Annotated in this window: 12 protein-coding genes and 3 tRNA genes; 5 read left to right on the forward strand and 10 right to left on the reverse strand. The window is 73.6% G+C overall.

The window, feature by feature from the left end:
* Positions 1-251: 251 nt before the first annotated feature.
* The 3 genes from ACZ4WQ_RS04035 to ACZ4WQ_RS04045 form a co-directional block, all read right to left on the reverse strand.
* A tRNA-Ile gene (locus ACZ4WQ_RS04035) sits at positions 252-325 on the reverse strand.
* Positions 326-496: 171 nt separating this feature from the next.
* Positions 497-569, reverse strand: a tRNA-Asn gene (locus tag ACZ4WQ_RS04040).
* A gap of 5 nt (positions 570-574) precedes the next feature.
* Positions 575-647 (reverse strand) — tRNA-Asn (locus ACZ4WQ_RS04045).
* Positions 648-858: 211 nt separating this feature from the next.
* On the opposite strand from ACZ4WQ_RS04045, the gene ACZ4WQ_RS04050 reads away from it, so the two are divergent.
* Entirely contained in the window at positions 859-1,128 is a 270-nt protein-coding gene (locus ACZ4WQ_RS04050) for a YtxH domain-containing protein (RefSeq protein ID WP_311722676.1), read from the forward strand.
* Between the two features lie 26 nt (positions 1,129-1,154).
* Positions 1,155-2,633, forward strand: coding sequence for an FGGY family carbohydrate kinase (locus tag ACZ4WQ_RS04055; RefSeq protein WP_398369647.1), 1,479 nt, complete (start codon positions 1,155-1,157; stop codon positions 2,631-2,633).
* Positions 2,634-2,636: 3 nt separating this feature from the next.
* Here the strand turns inward: ACZ4WQ_RS04055 and ACZ4WQ_RS04060 are convergent, their stop codons facing one another.
* The 5 genes from ACZ4WQ_RS04060 to ACZ4WQ_RS04080 all read right to left on the reverse strand — a co-directional run bounded on the left by ACZ4WQ_RS04060 (position 2,637) and on the right by ACZ4WQ_RS04080 (position 9,857).
* Positions 2,637-3,923, reverse strand: a complete 1,287-nt coding sequence (locus ACZ4WQ_RS04060) for an RNA polymerase sigma factor (RefSeq protein ID WP_385345718.1) — start codon at positions 3,921-3,923, stop codon at positions 2,637-2,639.
* 105 nt (positions 3,924-4,028) lie between these two features.
* The gene (gene dnaG / locus ACZ4WQ_RS04065) at positions 4,029-6,005 is read right to left on the reverse strand and encodes a DNA primase (RefSeq protein WP_398369644.1); all 1,977 of its coding nucleotides are present in this window, start codon (positions 6,003-6,005) and stop codon (positions 4,029-4,031) included.
* Positions 6,006-6,066: 61 nt separating this feature from the next.
* Positions 6,067-7,347, reverse strand: a complete 1,281-nt coding sequence (locus ACZ4WQ_RS04070) for an NAD(P)/FAD-dependent oxidoreductase (RefSeq protein WP_311722672.1) — start codon at positions 7,345-7,347, stop codon at positions 6,067-6,069.
* 285 nt (positions 7,348-7,632) lie between these two features.
* The gene (locus ACZ4WQ_RS04075; RefSeq protein ID WP_398369642.1) at positions 7,633-9,048 is read right to left on the reverse strand and encodes a deoxyguanosinetriphosphate triphosphohydrolase; all 1,416 of its coding nucleotides are present in this window, start codon (positions 9,046-9,048) and stop codon (positions 7,633-7,635) included.
* Positions 9,045-9,857: a sirohydrochlorin chelatase gene (locus ACZ4WQ_RS04080; protein ID WP_385341569.1), complete on the reverse strand. Its 813-nt coding sequence runs from the start codon at positions 9,855-9,857 to the stop codon at positions 9,045-9,047. Before ACZ4WQ_RS04080 ends, ACZ4WQ_RS04075 begins: the two co-directional genes overlap by 4 nt.
* A 225-nt stretch (positions 9,858-10,082) precedes the next feature.
* On the opposite strand from ACZ4WQ_RS04080, the gene ACZ4WQ_RS04085 reads away from it, so the two are divergent.
* The gene (locus tag ACZ4WQ_RS04085) at positions 10,083-12,218 is read left to right on the forward strand and encodes a molybdopterin oxidoreductase family protein (RefSeq protein WP_398369639.1); all 2,136 of its coding nucleotides are present in this window, start codon (positions 10,083-10,085) and stop codon (positions 12,216-12,218) included.
* Positions 12,219-12,686: 468 nt separating this feature from the next.
* Here the strand turns inward: ACZ4WQ_RS04085 and ACZ4WQ_RS04090 are convergent, their stop codons facing one another.
* Positions 12,687-13,685: an adenosine deaminase gene (locus ACZ4WQ_RS04090; protein ID WP_385341564.1), complete on the reverse strand. Its 999-nt coding sequence runs from the start codon at positions 13,683-13,685 to the stop codon at positions 12,687-12,689.
* Positions 13,686-13,824: 139 nt separating this feature from the next.
* Here ACZ4WQ_RS04090 and ACZ4WQ_RS04095 point away from each other — a divergent pair, with 139 nt between their 5' ends.
* Entirely contained in the window at positions 13,825-14,535 is a 711-nt protein-coding gene (locus ACZ4WQ_RS04095) for a vancomycin high temperature exclusion protein (RefSeq protein ID WP_398369637.1), read from the forward strand.
* A 9-nt stretch (positions 14,536-14,544) separates the two neighbouring features.
* On the opposite strand, the gene cutA is transcribed toward ACZ4WQ_RS04095, so the two are convergent.
* Positions 14,545-14,868: a divalent-cation tolerance protein CutA gene (gene cutA, locus ACZ4WQ_RS04100; protein ID WP_311722666.1), complete on the reverse strand. Its 324-nt coding sequence runs from the start codon at positions 14,866-14,868 to the stop codon at positions 14,545-14,547.
* 99 nt (positions 14,869-14,967) lie between these two features.
* Between cutA and ACZ4WQ_RS04105 the strand changes: the two genes are divergently transcribed.
* Complete coding sequence (locus ACZ4WQ_RS04105) at positions 14,968-15,366, forward strand: cupin domain-containing protein (protein WP_358847492.1); 399 nt, start codon at positions 14,968-14,970, stop codon at positions 15,364-15,366.
* The last annotated feature ends 9 nt before the right edge of the window (positions 15,367-15,375 follow it).

The raw sequence follows: 15,375 nt of genomic DNA on the forward strand, positions 1-15,375 counted from the left end.
CACTCGCACCGACGCTGAAACGATCCAATAACGAGGACCTTGCAACGGCATACGAAGGGACCCGCCGTCCGGACCCCTTCGTCGTTTGCAGTTACTCACCGGCCGCCGACCGGCCTGAGCCAAGGGGTCGCTGACGTCTCACGCGAGCATGGGGCGAGCTGGTGATCTCCAGAGTGTCGCTCCAGGCTTCCGCGGAGCGACGGAAGCACGGTCGGTGCAGGTGAGGACCCCCTTGCACCGCCACGCTTCAGTGGGGCGGGTGGGACTCGAACCCACGGCCGACGGATTATGAGTCCGCTGCTCTAACCGGCTGAGCTACCGCCCCGTAACGGCGCGTCGCGCGCATCCGCGCACGCCGTCTGCCGCAGCATAGCCGCTCATACGATCTGTTGCTTCGGGGGGCCGAAGATGGGTACTCCCATGCCCGCGCGCGGATGGGCGCGCCAACTCTGGGGCCGGAAATGAAAAAGGACCCCGATGGGGTCCTCTCCCGCTGCTCCCCCGACTGGACTCGAACCAGTAACCCTCCGGTTAACAGCCGAATGCTCTGCCAATTGAGCTACAGGGGACCGAGCTCCCCCGACTGGACTCGAACCAGTAACCTGCCGGTTAACAGCCGGCTGCTCTGCCAATTGAGCTACAGGGGATTGCTCCGTGTGCATCGACCGTGACCCCGTCCGGGGCTTCCGGACGGCGCTCGCTCGCTGCGACACATACATTAGCGCAAGCAGGGGGGTGCTCCGCCAATCGGTAACCTCGTGGGTGTCCACGGCGGGCCGCGGGTGATCTGCGGTCGGGACGGGTAGGCGCAGCGCGACCCCAGGGTCCGATGCGAGGGACAACCAGAAGGGCAGGTCGATGCGCTACCGGCTGACGTTCATCACGGGGCTGGCCGTCGGATACGTGCTCGGCACGCGGGCCGGCCGCGAGCGGTACGAGCAGCTGCGCACCTGCGCGCGGCAGTTCGTGGAGAACCCGGCGGTCCGCAATACCGCCGAGACGGCCGCGCTGGGCGGGCGGCAGGCGGCGACCAAGGCGTTCGAGCGGGTCAAGCCGCTGCGCGAGCGGATCGGGCAGCGGGAGAAGGCCGCCGAGGGCGAGGACGACTGGGGCACGAGCAACACCTAGCCCCCGCCGGTGGCATCATCTGGTCCATGGGGATAGTCGCCGGGTTGGACAGCTCGTCCGAGAGCACACGAATCGTCGTCTGCGATACGGACACGGGAGCCGTACTCAGGCAGGGCTACGCCCCGCATCCCGCGCCCTCCCCGGGGGGCTCGGCCGCGTCGCCGTACGACGTGGACCCCCAGTCCTGGCTGCTGTCGCTCGGCGAGGCGGCCGAGGGCAAGCTGCTGGAGGGCGTGCAGGCCATCGGCGTATCGGCGCAGGGGCACGGGCTGCTCGCCCTGGACGCGGGCGGGGGGCTCGTGAGACCCGCGCTGGTGGGCAACGACAAGCGCGCCCAGTCCGCGGCCGCCGACCTCACCGAGGCGCTCGGCGGCCGCGCCGCGTGGGCGCACGCGGTCGGCTCCGTGCCGGCCGCGACCCAGGCGGTGGCCAAGCTGCGCTGGCTGGCCCGCACCGAGCCGGACGCGGCGCGGCGGGTGGCCGAGCTGATGCAGCCCCACGACTGGCTGGTGTGGCAGCTGCTGGGGCGGCCCGTGCGGCGCACCACCGACCGGGGTACGGCCTCCGGTACGGGCTACTGGTCCGCGGCGACCGGCTCCTGGCGCCCCGACCTGATCGAGCTGGCGCTCGGCCATCAGGTACGGCTGCCCGAGGTCATCGGCCCGGCCGAGGCCGCCGGCCACACCCCCGAGGGGCTGCTGATCTCCGCCGGGACCGGCGAGACGATGGCGGCCGCTTTCGGCCTCGGCGTCGGGATCGGCGACGCGGTGATCTCGCTGGGCGCCTCGGGGTCGGTCTTCTCCGTCCACCATGAGGCGCTCGCCGACCCCTCCGGCACGATCATCTCGTACGCGGATGCCACCGGCATGCATCTGCCGGTCGTCCATACGCTCAACGCCGTACGGACCCTGCGCGGTACGGCGGAGCTGCTGAGCGCCGACCTGGAGGGGCTCTCGGCGCTGGCGCTGAAGTCCACGCCCGGGTCGTACGGGCTGGTGCTGCTGCCCTACCTGGAGGGCGAGCGCACCCCGCATCTGCCGCACACCGCCGGGACGCTGACGGGTCTGCGGCGCGAGAGCATGAAGCCCGAGCACCTGGCCCGCGCCGCCTTCGAGGGCATGCTGTGCGGGCTCGCGGACGCGCTGGACGTGCTGCGCGGGCGCGGCGTCGCGGTGCGGCGGGTGTTTCTGCTGGGGCCCGCGGCCGATCTCCCGGCGGTGCGCGCCGTCGCCCCCGCGCTGCTGGGCGCCCAGGTCGTGGTGCCACAGCCCGCGGACTACGCCGCGCTGGGCGCCGCCCGGCAGGCCGCCTGGGCCCTGGGCGCCGCGCACGGCACCCTCTCGCCGCACCAGCCGCCGCTGTGGCCCGCCGCCGCGAGCCAGGTCTTCGAGCCGGGCGACGAGCTGGCGGTGGGGCAGGCGGTGCGGCAGCAGTACGTCGCGGTCCGCGAGCAGACCCACCCGGGCGCGTTCGAGGCGGGCCCGGGCGCCGGGCAGCTGGGGTAGGCGTCAGTCGAGGTAGCCGCGGAGCTGGTCCGCGAACGCGTGGTCGCGGAGCTTGTTGAGCGTCTTCGACTCGATCTGCCGGATCCGCTCCCGCGTGACGCCGAAGATCCGCCCGATCTCCTCCAGCGTCCGCGGCCGCCCGTCGGCCAGCCCGTACCGCAGCTGCACCACCTTCCGCTCCCGCTCCCCGAGCGTGGAGAGCACGGCCTCCAGGTGCTCGCGCAGCAGCAGGAACGCCGCGGACTCGACCGGCGAGGCGGCGTCCCCGTCCTCGATCAGGTCGCCGAGCGCGACATCGTCCTCCTCCCCGACGGGCGCGTGCAGCGACACCGGCTCCTGGGCCAGCCGCAGCACCTCGCTGACCCGCTCCGGGGGGAGTTCGAGGTGGTGGGCGACCTCCTCGGACGTGGGCTCGTAGCCGCGCTCCTGGAGCATCCGGCGCTGCACCCGCACCACGCGGTTGATCAGCTCGACGACATGCACCGGGACCCGGATGGTGCGGGCCTGGTCGGCGAGGGCGCGGGACATGGCCTGGCGGATCCACCAGGTCGCGTACGTGGAGAACTTGTACCCGCGGGCGTAGTCGAACTTCTCCACGGCGCGGATCAGCCCGAGGTTGCCCTCCTGCACCAGGTCGAGCATGGTCAGGCCTCTGCCGACATAGCGCTTGGCGACGGAGACGACAAGGCGGAGGTTGGCCTCGATGAGGCGGCGCTTGGCCATGCGGCCCAGGACGACCAGCCGGTCGAGGTCGAGGGCGAGCTGGCTGTCGAGGTCGGGCGTGTTGCCGAGCTTCTCCTCGGCGAACAGCCCCGCCTCGACCCGGCGCGCGAGCTCCACTTCCTCGGCGGCGGACAGCAGCGGGATACGGCCGATCTCGCGGAGGTACTGGCGGAAGAGGTCGGAGGAGGGGCCGCTGGAGGTCTCGGCGCGGACCACCGGCTCCACGACTTCGACTTCCACGGCTTCCACGGCTTCCACGGTGGTGTCTGCCGTCTCCACGGCTTCCGCCGCTTCCTCCACGGCTTCCGCTGCGGCTTCGGCGCCCGGTCTGCCTTCCGCGCCTGCTGTGCCTGCCGCGTCTGCTGTGCCCTCGGGGGCGTGCGCCGCGTCGGTGAGGGTCTGGGTCTGCACGGGGGCGACCTCCAGGGTGATCGCTGCTGAGGCGGCAGAACGATCGGGTACGGCTGCGGCGGCCACGCCACCGTCCGTCCCGTACTTCATGAGCGGATCTGCGGGGGAATCCGGCCCTTCCTGGCCAACACCGCCGCGCTCCGAGGACTCAGGCACCGCAACCAGTGTGGAGTACGACGCACGCCCGCCACGAGGGGCGTGCGAGCACTTTTTGCGCAGCGGGCCGTGACCGGGCGGTTACAGCGCAGGACCACGGGCCCCCTACAGGGCCGCCGCGCCCTTCTCGCGCAGGGACTGCCCGTACTGCTGGAGGACCCACAGCTCGTTCTGCACGGCGGCGAGGTGGGCGGGGTCGGCGCCGGCGCCGAGGCGCTGGAGGGCGCCCTGGACCTCGCCGATCCGCTGGTTCACCGCGGCCAGCCGGACGGCCACCAACTGGACGCCCGCGTACACCTCGTCGGGGTCGCGGCGGGTGTTGAGGGCCTCGACGGCGAGCTCGGTGACCATCGCGCGGACCGTGTCGTCGGGGGCGGCGTCGCGGACGCGCGCCAGATAGTCGCCGTCGGCGGCGCCCGCCCCGCCCGCGGCCTCGATGGTGCGGCGCACGGCCACGTACGGAGCGGCGGTGAACTCGTCGGTCCCGTAGGCGTCGAAGGCCGGGGAGACCAGCTCGGGGCGCTGGAGGGCGAGCTTCAGCAGTTCGCGCTCGACGCGGTGGGCGGGGCTGCGGAGGTTCAGCGCGGGGCCGCGCGGGGGCTGCGGCGCGCCGCCACCGGAGGCGGCGCCGCTGGCACCGCCGCGCCCACCGGGACCGCCGGGGCCGTCGTAGCCGCCGCCGGGCCCGGCCGGGCCGCCCGGCGCCCCACCGCGGCGCCCGCCGCCCTGCTGCGGGCCGCGCTGGCCGCGCTCGCGGGCCCACTGGGCGAGCTGCCCGACCCGGCGCACCACGAACTGGGTGTCGAGGATGCCGAGCAGCCCGGCCAGGTGCACCGCGGACTCGTGCTGGATCGAGCTGTTCTTGATCCCCGCGACGACGGGCGCCGCCTCGTCCAGCGCGGCGGCCCGCCCGACCGCCGTGTCCAGGTTGTGCCGGGCCAGGATCTGCCGGATCGCGAACTCGAACAGCTGCGTACGGCTGTCGACCAGCGACTTGACGGCCTCGTCGCCCTCGGCGAGGCGCAGGTCGCACGGGTCCATCCCGCCGGGCGTGATCGCGATATAGGTCTCGGCGGCGAACTTCTGGTCGTCCTCGAAGGCCCGCAGCGCCGCCTTCTGGCCCGCCGCGTCGCCGTCGAAGGTAAAGACCACCTCGGCGCTGGAATTGTCCATGAGCAGCCGGCGGAGGATCTTGATGTGGTCGCCGCCGAAGGCCGTGCCGCAGGTGGCGATGGCGGTGGTCACGCCGGCGAGGTGGCAGGCCATGACGTCCGTGTAGCCCTCGACGACGACGGCCCGGCTGGTCTTGGCGATCTCCTTCTTGGCGAGGTCGATGCCGTACAGCACATGGGACTTCTTGTAGAGCGGGGTCTCGGGGGTGTTCAGATACTTCGGGCCGTTGTCGTCGTCGCGCAGCTTGCGCGCGCCGAAGCCGACGACCTCGCCGGTGATGTCGCGGATAGGCCACATGAGGCGGCCGCGGAAGCGGTCGATGGGGTTCCGGCGGCTTTCCTGGGCGAGGCCGGAGAGGATCAGCTCCTTGTCGCTGAAGCCGCGGCCGCGCAGGAAGCGGACCAGGTGGTCCCAGCCCGCCGGGCTGTAGCCGACGCCGAAGTGCTGGGCCGCGGCCTGGTCGAAGCCGCGCTCGGCGAGGAATCTGCGGCCGATCTCCGCCTCGGGGCTGTCCAGCTGCTCCACATAGAACTGGGCGGCCGCCTTGTGGGCCTCGACCAGGCGGGTGCGCTCGCCCTGCTGCCGCCCGGGCGTCGCGCTGCCCTGCTCGTAGCGCAGGGTGATGCCGGCCTGGGAGGCGAGCCGCTCGATGGTCTCGGCGAAGGAGAGGTGGTCGATCTTCATGATGAAGTCGACCGTGTCGCCGCCCTCCTGGCAGCCGAAGCAGTAGAAAAGCCCCTTGCTGGGGCTGACCTGGAAGGAGGGGGACTTCTCGTCATGGAAGGGGCACAGGCCCTTGAGATTGCCTCCCCCCGCGTTGCGCAGCTGGAGGTATTCGGACACGACGGCGTCGATCGGGACCGCGTCCCGCACCGCCTTCACGTCGTCATCGTTGATCCTGCCTGCCACGCGTGAATTCTACGGCCGGGCTCCGACATCGCCGGAGCCCGGCCGGGCCCGCGCGCGACGCCTACGGCAGCAGGGACGCCAGCGGGACGGAGGGGTTCGCCAGGTCGTCGGGGTCGAGCCGGGCGCCGCTGCGGATGAGGCGCTGGATGGGCTCCACGACATCCCACACATTCACGTTCATCCCCGCCAGCAGGCGGCCCTCGCTCAGCCAGAAGGCGATGAACTCCCGCTTGCCGACATCGCCGCGGCACACCACCTGGTCGTACGAGCCGGGCGGCGCGTAGCCGGAGTACTCCAGGCCGACGTCGTACTGGTCGGAGAAGAAGTACGGCACGCGGTCGTACGCGACGTCCTGCCCGAGCATGGCGCGGGCCGCGGCGGGCCCGCCGTTCAGCGCGTTGGCCCAGTGCTCGACGCGCAGCCGGCCGCCGGGCGGCTGCGCGCCGCCCGGGAACGCGAGGGGCGCCGCGGCCACGTCGCCCGCCGCGAAGATGTCCGGGTCGCTGGTGCGCAGCGCGGCGTCGACCACGATCCCGCCGCCCGCCGAGCGGTCCGCCACCTCCAGGCCCGAGGCCTCGGCGAGGGCGGTGCGCGGGGCGGCGCCGATCGCGGCCAGCACGTCGTGGGCGAGGTGCTCCTCCCCGTCGTCGGTGCGGGCGGCCAGCACCACGCCGTCCTGCCCGGTGATCTCGGTCAGCCGGGCGCCGAAGTGGAAGCGGACGCCGTGCTCGCCGTGCAGATCGGTGAAGAGGCTGCCGAGCTCGGGGCCGAGGACCAGATGGAGCGGGGTGGGCTCGGGCTCGACGACCGTCACCTCGGCGCCGTACCCGCGCGCGGCCGCCGCGACCTCCAGGCCGATCCAGCCCGCCCCCGCGATGACCAGCTGGCCGTTGTCCCGGCCGAGGGCGGCCAGGACCGACCGCAGCCGCTCGGCGTGCGCGAGGCGGCGCAGATGGTGCACGCCGACCAGGTCGGTGCCGGGGATGTCGAGCCGACGCGGCTCGGCGCCGGTCGCCAGCAGCAGCCGGTCGTAGTGGATGCGGGTGCGGTCGCCGAGGACCACGGCCTTGGCGGCGCGGTCGAGCTGGACGGCGGTCTGGCCGAGGTGGAGCTCGATATCGGCCTGGGCGTACCAGGCGGGTTCATGGACGAAGACGGTGTGGCGCTCCTGGCTGCCGGTGAGAAAGCCCTTGGACAGGGGCGGTCGCTCATAGGGGTGGTCGCGCTCGTCACAGATCAGGATCACCCGGCCGGTGAATCCCTCGGCCCGGAGGGTTTCCGCGGCTTTCGCCCCGGCCAGACCCCCTCCGACGATGACGAACGTCTGGTGTGCGTCGACCACTTGTCTCCTCCTCGCTGCCGCGCGGTGCCCGTGCGCCGTGCGCGGCTACGCCATGTCAAGGCCGGTCGTGTGAGCCCCGGTCGTGTGAGCCGATGTTCGAGCCTCCCGCACCGCGCGTGCGGCGGGAAGAGGCAGTACGCCGTACGGGCCAGCGCGCCGCGCGTCCGCGGACGCGGATCGTCGCCCTCCGAGCCGCGGGCCCCGCCCGCGGGCGGCACGCCGCGGGCCGGGGCAGCCGAGCCGCGGGCCGGGGCCACGGGCCCGGGCGCGGGCGGGCCAGCCCGCTCATGGCCGCCGCGCCGCGCGCGGCGCGGTCAGGCGGGTGTGCAGGGAGCGCGCGGAGGCGTCTGTGAGGGCGGCGATCTGGTCGACGACGGCGCGCAGGCGACCCACGTCGTCCCCGGCCGCGTCCGCCTCGTCGAACAGCGCGCGGAACTGCGGGTCCAGGCCCACCGGGGCGCGGGCGGTCAGCGCCGCGCCGAGCTCGGCGATGATGACCCGCTGGTCGGCGCGGACGGCCTCCTGGTCGGCGCGCTGCATCACATAGCGGTCGGCGACGGCCTTGAGCACCGCGCACTCCAGCCGCGCCTCGCGCGGCACCACCAGCTCCGCTTCGTAGCGGGTGAACCGGCCGGTGCCGTAGGCGGCGCGGGTGGCCCCCTCGGCGGCGAGGCAGAAGCGGCCGATGAGCTGGCTGGTGGCGTCCTTGAGCCGGGCCTGGGCGACGGAGGACCCGTCGTAGCCGTGTGGCCACCACTCCTGGTCCAGCAGCCGGTCCAGCGCCTCGGCCAGCTCGTCCGGCTCGGCCCCGGGGGCGTAGCGGTCGGCGGCGACGGCGAAGACCTCGCGCCGCTCGGGCTCGGCGAGCAGCAGCCCGGGGTCGAGATGGCCGGCGTGCAGACCGTCCTCGACATCGTGGACCGAGTACGCCACATCGTCGGACCAGTCCATGACCTGGGCCTCGAAGCAGGTGCGGTGCTCGGGCGCGCCCTGCCGGAACCAGGCGAAGACCGGGATGTCGTCCTCATAGACCCCGAACTTGCGGGAGCCGGGGTCGCGGGGGTGGCCGCCGCGCGGCCAGGGGTACTTGGTGGCGGCGTCGAGCGCGGCGCGGGTGAGGTTGAGGCCCACGCTCACCGGCACGCCGGTCTCCGGGTCGGCGACGAACCGCTTGGGCTCCAGGCGGGCGAGCAGCCGCAGCGACTGCGCGTTCCCCTCGAAGCCGCCGCACGCCTCGGCGACCTCGTTGAGCGCCTGCTCGCCGTTGTGCCCGAAGGGCGGGTGGCCGAGGTCGTGGGCGAGGCAGGCCATCTCCACCAGATCCGGGTCGCAGCCGAGGGCGGCGCCGAGCTCCCGGCCCACCTGGGCGCACTCCAGGGAGTGGGTCAGCCGGGTGCGCGGGGTGGCGTCCCAGGCCGGGGCCCCAGGGCCGGGGTCGGCGGCGGGGGCCGCCGGGACGACCTGCGTCTTGCCGGCCAGCCGGCGCAGCGCGGCCGAGTGCAGCACGCGCGCCCGGTCGCGCTGGAAGGCCGTGCGGCCCGGGCGCTTGTCGGGCTCGGGCGCCCATCGTTCGAGGTCCGACGCCTCGTAGCCGGGGCTCGCCGAGGCCGTGGACTCGGTCGTCCGGGCCGGATCAGGTTGGTGGGTGGACTGGGTGGTCTCAGCTGAGGGGTCGGATGCCGTGGGTCCCGTGCGGCTCATACACCGACGGTAACCGCCGGGTGTGACATGGGTGCAGAGGCGAGCGCCTGTTCATAGCGGTGGACCACGAGCCGGGCGACGGCCGGATGGTCGCCGAGCGGGCCGGAGGCGACGCCGGGCGCGGCGGCCGCGCACTGGGTCGCGAACCGCCCGGGCGCGGCGAAGTACGAGGCCACCGCGATCCGCCGGCGCCCCCGGTCGGTCAGCGCGCGCACCGCCTCAGCCACGGTGGGCCCGCCGGCGGAGGCGTAGCCGGGCAGCACGGGCACCCCGCCGAGCCGGGCGCTGAGCAGGGCCGCGGCGCGGGCCGTGTCGGCGGCCGAGTCCGGGTCGCGGGAGCCCGCCGCCGCCAGCACGACCCCCGTCTCCGACAGCCCCCTGGACCGCCGCCACCCGGCCTCGGCGAGGCGCGCGTGCAGGGCCTCGGCGAGCAGCGGGTGCGGGCCGAGCGGGGCGGCGATACGGACCGACAGGTGGGGCGCGGCCGCGGCGGTGTCCGGCAGGTCCCGCTTGATGTGATAGCCGCGCCCGAAGAGGAGCGGTACGAGGACGGCCTCGCCGTGCAGCGCGGCCAGCGTGTCGGCGAGCAGCGGTTGGTTCAGCTCGATATGGCCGAGCCGTACGGGCAGGTCGGGGCGGAGCGCGCGGACGCGGTCCACGAGCGCGGTGACGGTGCGCAGCGCCTCGGGGTCGCGGCTGCCGTGCGCCACGGCGACGAGGGTCGGCGGGCGGCGCGCCGCGGTGGGGCGGGGGCCGCTGAGGGTGAGATGGCCGAGTTGCGAGCTGAGCTGGGCGGTGATCCGGGTCATGAGCTGCGCCGTACTGTCGAGGGGGCCGGAAGGGGCTGCGGGACCGGGGCGAGGCGACGCCGTCATGACGAGAGCCTCGCAGCGGGACATTGCACCCCCGTTGCGCGGCCGTCACAGGTGATTGCCACGAGTTCACCGCCCGCCGCCGCCCGCGCTGAGGTCCGGTTGCCCGGTGCGTAACGCGAGCGGACGCGGGCCGTAACACGGCCGTAGCACGCTGGCCGCATGCCGCACGCGACCCCCGTGACGACGCCCGACGCCGTCGACACCCACTGCCCGTACTGCTCGCTCCAGTGCGGCATGGCGCTGCGCCCCGCGCCGGGGAGCGAGGGGGGCGTGGCGGTGGTGGAGCGGACGGCCTTCCCCGTGAACCGCGGCGCGCTGTGCGGCAAGGGCCGCACCGCGCCCGCCGTGCTCTCCTCCCGGGTGCGCCTGACCGAGCCGCTGGTCCGCCGCCCTGACACCGGCAGGCTCGAACCGGCCACCTGGGAGGAGGCCCTGGACCGGGTCGCGGAGGGGCTGGCGGCCACGGCCCGGGCGCACGGGCGGGACGCGGTGGGGGTCTTCGGCGGGGGCGGGCTGACGAACGAGAAGGCGTACGCGCTGGGGAAGTTCGCGCGGGTGGTGCTCCGCACCTCGCAGATCGACTACAACGGCCGCTTCTGCATGTCCTCCGCGGCCGCCGCGCACAACAAGGCCTTCGGCCTGGACCGCGGACTGCCGTTCCCGCTCGCGGACGTGGCCCGCACGGGGTGTGTGATCCTCGTCGGCTCGAACCTCGCCGAGACGATGCCGCCCGCGCTGCGCTATCTGACCGAGCTGAAGGAGTCCGGCGGCAGGCTGATCGTGGTCGACCCGCGCCGGACCCGGACCGCCGAGCAGGCGGATCTCCACCTGGCGCCGCGCCCCGGGACGGACCTGGCGCTCGCGCTGGGGCTGCTGCACCTGGTGGTCGCCGAGGGGCGGGTGGACGAGGAGTTCATCGCCCGGCGCACCAGCGGCTGGCCCGAGGCGCGGGCCGCCGCGATGGCCCACTGGCCGGAGATGGTCGAGCGGATCACGGGCGTGTCCGTCCCCGAACTCCGGGAAGCGGTACGGATGTTCTGCGACGCGGAGAACTCCATGGTGCTCACCGCCCGCGGGCCCGAGCAGCAGTCGAAGGGCACGGACACCGTCGGCGCCTGGATCAACCTGTGCCTGGCCACCGGCCGCGCGGGCCGTCCGCTCTCCGGCTACGGCTGCCTCACCGGCCAGGGCAACGGCCAGGGCGGCCGCGAACACGGCCAGAAGGCCGACCAGCTGCCCGGCTACCGCAAGCTCGACGACCCGGCCGCGCGCGCCCATGTGGCGGCCGTGTGGGGCGTCGAGCCCGACGCGCTCCCCGGGCCGGGGCGCAGCGCGTACGAGCTGCTGGACGCGCTCGGCGGCGACGTACGGGCCCTGCTGCTCATGGGCTCCAACCCGGTGGTCTCCGCTCCCCGCGCGGGCCATATAGAGGCGCGGCTGCGGTCGCTGGACTTCATGGCGGTCGCGGACGTGGTCCTCTCCGAGACCGCAGCGCTCGCGGACGTCGTCCTTCCGGTCACCCAGTGGGCGGAGGAGACGGGCACCACGACCAATCTGGAGGGCCGCGTCATCCTGCGCCGCGCGGCCGTTCCTCCGCCGCCCGGCGTCCGCTCGGACCTCCAGGTGCTGGGCGGTCTTGCCGCCCGGCTGGGCTGGGAGAAGGGCTTCCCGGCCGACCCGGAGGAGGTCTTCGACGAGCTGCGCCGCGCTTCGGCGGGCGGGGTGGCGGACTACTCGGGGATCACGTACCGCCGGATCGCGGAGGAGGACGGGGTCTTCTGGCCCTGCCCGGAGGGGGCCTTGACCGGGCCCGGCCCGCACCCCGGCCCGCACCCCGGTACGCCGCGCCTCTTCCTCCACCGCTTCGCGACCGACGACGGCCGGGCCCGCTTCGTCCCGGTGTCCCACCGCCCGGCGGCAGAGGAACCCGACGCGGAGTATCCGCTGTTTCTCACCACCGGCCGGGTGCTCTCCCAGTACCAGTCGGGTGCGCAGACCCGCCGGGTCGAGGAGCTGAACCGAGCCGCCCCCGGCCCGTTCGTCCAGCTGCACCCCCAGCTCGCCGAGCGCCTGGGCGCCGCCGAGGGCGACCCCCTCGCGGTGACCTCCCGCCGCGGCCGGGCCGTCGCCCCGGCCCGCATCACCCGGGACATCCGGCCGGACACGGTGTTCATGCCCTTCCACTGGGCGGGCGAGGGGCGGGCCAACGCGCTCACGAACCCGGCGCTGGACCCGGTCTCCCGGATGCCGGAGTTCAAGGTGTGCGCGGTGCGGGTGGAACGGGCTGTGGGTTAGTCCCCCGCCCCGCCCCTTCCCGATCCTCCAGACGGGTGGATCTGGAGTGATCGCCAGTGGCGATATCACAGCAGGTCAAGGCGGTACCGTGGGGTCGGGTGGATTCTCGCGCCATGCCTACATCGGACAGCGTGACGCTTCGGACGCTCGATGGTCTGCACCTGGCTGGCACACTCGTGTGCCCCGACGTGCCAGCCTCGCGCGCTGTCGTGCTTGTGCACGGCGGTGGCGTCACTCGGGAAGAGAGCGGGTTCTTCACGCGCCTGGCTGCTGGAATTATACCGGTGCGGTGAGTATCGGACAGAGACACGCCGTAGTGTCGGCGAGTCTCTGTCCGATACTCACCACAACTCAGGCCTCGGACGCGAAAGTCACTGGTACTGGGCGTAGCCCGGGTCTCCTGGTGGGCCGGGTCCGCACCCGCCGCGGAGCGCAGCGCCGCGGGAGTAGCGCGCTCCCGCCCGCGCCTCAGGCCTCGTACGCGTCGACTTCCTTCAGGTAGGCCGCCCTCGTCCCCTCGTCCAGGAAGGACGCGCGGAACGAGTTCCGGGCGAGTGTCCGCAGCGTGGCGTCGTCCAGGCGCAGCGCGTCCCGTACGGCGTCGAAGTTGTCGCCCGCGTAGCCGCCGAAGTACGCCGGGTCGTCGGAGTTCACGGTGACCAGCAGGCCCGCGTCCAGCATCGCCCGCAGCGGGTGGTCCTCGAGCCGGTCGACGACGCGCAGCCGGACGTTGGAGAGCGGGCAGACGGTCAGCGGCACCTGGTCGGCGACCAGCCGGGCGACCAGGGCCTCGTCCTCCAGGGAGCGGACGCCGTGGTCGACGCGGTCGACGCCGAGGATGTCCAGGGCCTCCCAGACGTACGCGGGCGGGCCCTCCTCCCCCGCGTGGGCAACGCACTTGAGCCCCGCTTCCCGCGCCCGCGCGTAGACCTCGCGGAACTTCGACGGCGGGTTGCCGACCTCCGCCGAGTCGAGGCCGACGGCCGTGAGGCGGTCCAGGTAGGGGCGGGCCGACTCGAAGGTCTCCAGGGCGGACTCGGCACTCTCGTCGCGCAGGAAGCACATGATGAGGCGGGTGGTGATGCCGTAGGTCCGCTCCGCGGCGTCCAGCGCGCGCGACAGGCCGCCGATGACCGTGCCGATGGCGACGCCGCGCGCGGTGTGCGCCTGCGGGTCGAAGAAGATCTCGGCGTGCCGGACGCCCTGCGCGCGGGCGCGGGCGAGGTACGCGTTCGCGAGGTCGGCGAAGTCGTCCTCGGTGCGCAACACCGCCATCAGCGCGTAGTAGAGGTCCAGGAAGTCCTGGAGGTCGGTGAAGGAGTACGCGGCGCGCAGCTCGTCCTGGGAGGCGTACGGCAGCTCGACGCCGTTGCGCTCGGCGAGCGCGAAGGCCAGCTCGGGTTCGAGGGTGCCCTCGATGTGGAGGTGGAGCTCTGCTTTGGGGATCGGGGGCGGGGTCGGGGGCACGACGGGATCACCTGCTGTTTTTGCTGACGGGGAGGGTGACAAGAGTAATGCGGTGGCGTCTGCCGGCCGAACTGATCAAGCAACCGATCGGCCGTCATCAGCGTCAGTCCAGTCGGACAGTGGAGGGAGCGGTGGACGGATGGGTGCCGGAGAGCGGGTACGGAGAGCCGTGCGGGCGCGGCTGCGGCTGCCCAGGACCCGGCGCGGCCGGCGCCGCGCCGTCCAGGTGGTGATGGCGCTCAGCGTGCTCGCGCTGCTGCCCGCGACATGGCTCCGGCTGGCCGCGGACTCCCGGGTCCGCACGGTCGCGGACGTCCCGAGCGCCCCGGTGGCGGTGGTCTTCGGCGCCGGGCTGTGGAACGGCGAGCCGTCCCCGTATCTGGCGCACCGCCTGGACGCGACCGCCGAGCTGTACGAGCGCGGGAAGGTCCGCGCGATCCTGGTGACGGGCGACAACAGCCGGCACGACTACGACGAGCCGGACGCGATGCGCGCCTATCTCGTGCGGCACGGCGTGCCGGACGGGCGCATCGTCAGCGACTACGCGGGCTTCGACACCTGGGACTCGTGCAGCCGCGCCGAGCGGATCTTCGGTGTGCGCCGGGCGGTGCTGATCAGCCAGGACTTCCATATCCGCCGGGCGCTGGCGCTGTGCGAGGCGGCGGGCATCGACGCGTACGGGGTCGGCGTCGCCGAGCCGCGCGACGCGACGTGGCTGTTCGGCGGGGCGCGGGAGGCCGTCGCGGCGGGCAAGGCGGCGCTGGACGCGGCCTTCAAGCCGGACCCGCAGTTCCTGGGCCCGCGCGAGCGCGGGATCCAGAAGGCGCTGGAGGGCGAGGGCTCGCGCTGAGCCAAATGCTCAGTCGATCGTCGTCTGCGCCACCACCCACGCCAGGTAGTCCTCGCCGCCCTGGGTGATGGGGGTCGCGATGATCTCCGGCGTCTCGTAGTCGTGCGCCTCGCGGAGGTGCGCCTCCAGCTCCCCGTACCGCGCCGCGGTCGTCTTGAACAGCACCTGCCACTCGGTCGCGGTCTCGATCTCCCCCTGCCACCGGTACACCGAGGTGACGGGCTGGCTGATCTGCGCGCAGGCCGCCAGCCGCGCGGTCACCGCCCCGCGGGCCAGGGCCTCGGCCTTCTCGGGGGTGTCGGTGGTGGTCAGTACGGTCAGGAAGTCGGCCACGGCGGAAGAGCCCTTCTGTACGCGTCCCGGCTGTGCGACTGGCGCGGAACACGCTAGCCGGTCACGATTGAGGTGACCCGGCGACGATCGAGGGACACCATGGACGACCTCACCACACTCGCACGTCACCACCTGGACCGGGCCAAGACCGACCCGCACGGCCGAAGCTCACATCTGTTCCTGCACGACGGGCCGCTGCGGCAGAGCGTCATCGCCATGGTCGCCGGCTGCCAGCTCGACGAGCACAACGCGCCCCCGGCGGCCAGCCTCCAAGTGCTGCACGGGCATGTCCGGCTCACCGCGGGCAAGACCGGCCATGTCCGGATGGAGCTGATCGCCGGGCAGGTGCAGCGCATCCCGCAGGAGCGCCATGGGCTGGTCGCGGTGGAGGACTCAGTGGTGCTGCTGACCGCCGTGACCGCCACGGTGGGCTGCCCCACGCCCACCGAGGAGGCCGCCGCGCACCAGCACGCGGCGCGCCCCCATATGGCGGGCTGATCCGCCATA

This window comes from Streptomyces sp. NPDC028305, assembly GCF_055569495.1.

Excerpts from the sequence above, each read along its gene's own strand:
- ACZ4WQ_RS04050 (WP_311722676.1), top strand. The coding sequence starts at position 859 with ATGCGCTACCGGCTGACGTTCATCACGGGGCTGGCCGTCGGATACGTG.
- ACZ4WQ_RS04055 (WP_398369647.1), top strand. The coding sequence starts at position 1,155 with ATGGGGATAGTCGCCGGGTTGGACAGCTCGTCCGAGAGCACACGAATC.
- ACZ4WQ_RS04075 (WP_398369642.1), bottom strand. The coding sequence starts at position 9,048 with ATGAGCCGCACGGGACCCACGGCATCCGACCCCTCAGCTGAGACCACC.
- ACZ4WQ_RS04080 (WP_385341569.1), bottom strand. The coding sequence starts at position 9,857 with ATGACCCGGATCACCGCCCAGCTCAGCTCGCAACTCGGCCATCTCACC.
- ACZ4WQ_RS04085 (WP_398369639.1), top strand. The coding sequence starts at position 10,083 with ATGCCGCACGCGACCCCCGTGACGACGCCCGACGCCGTCGACACCCAC.
- ACZ4WQ_RS04095 (WP_398369637.1), top strand. The coding sequence starts at position 13,825 with ATGGGTGCCGGAGAGCGGGTACGGAGAGCCGTGCGGGCGCGGCTGCGG.
- ACZ4WQ_RS04105 (WP_358847492.1), top strand. The coding sequence starts at position 14,968 with ATGGACGACCTCACCACACTCGCACGTCACCACCTGGACCGGGCCAAG.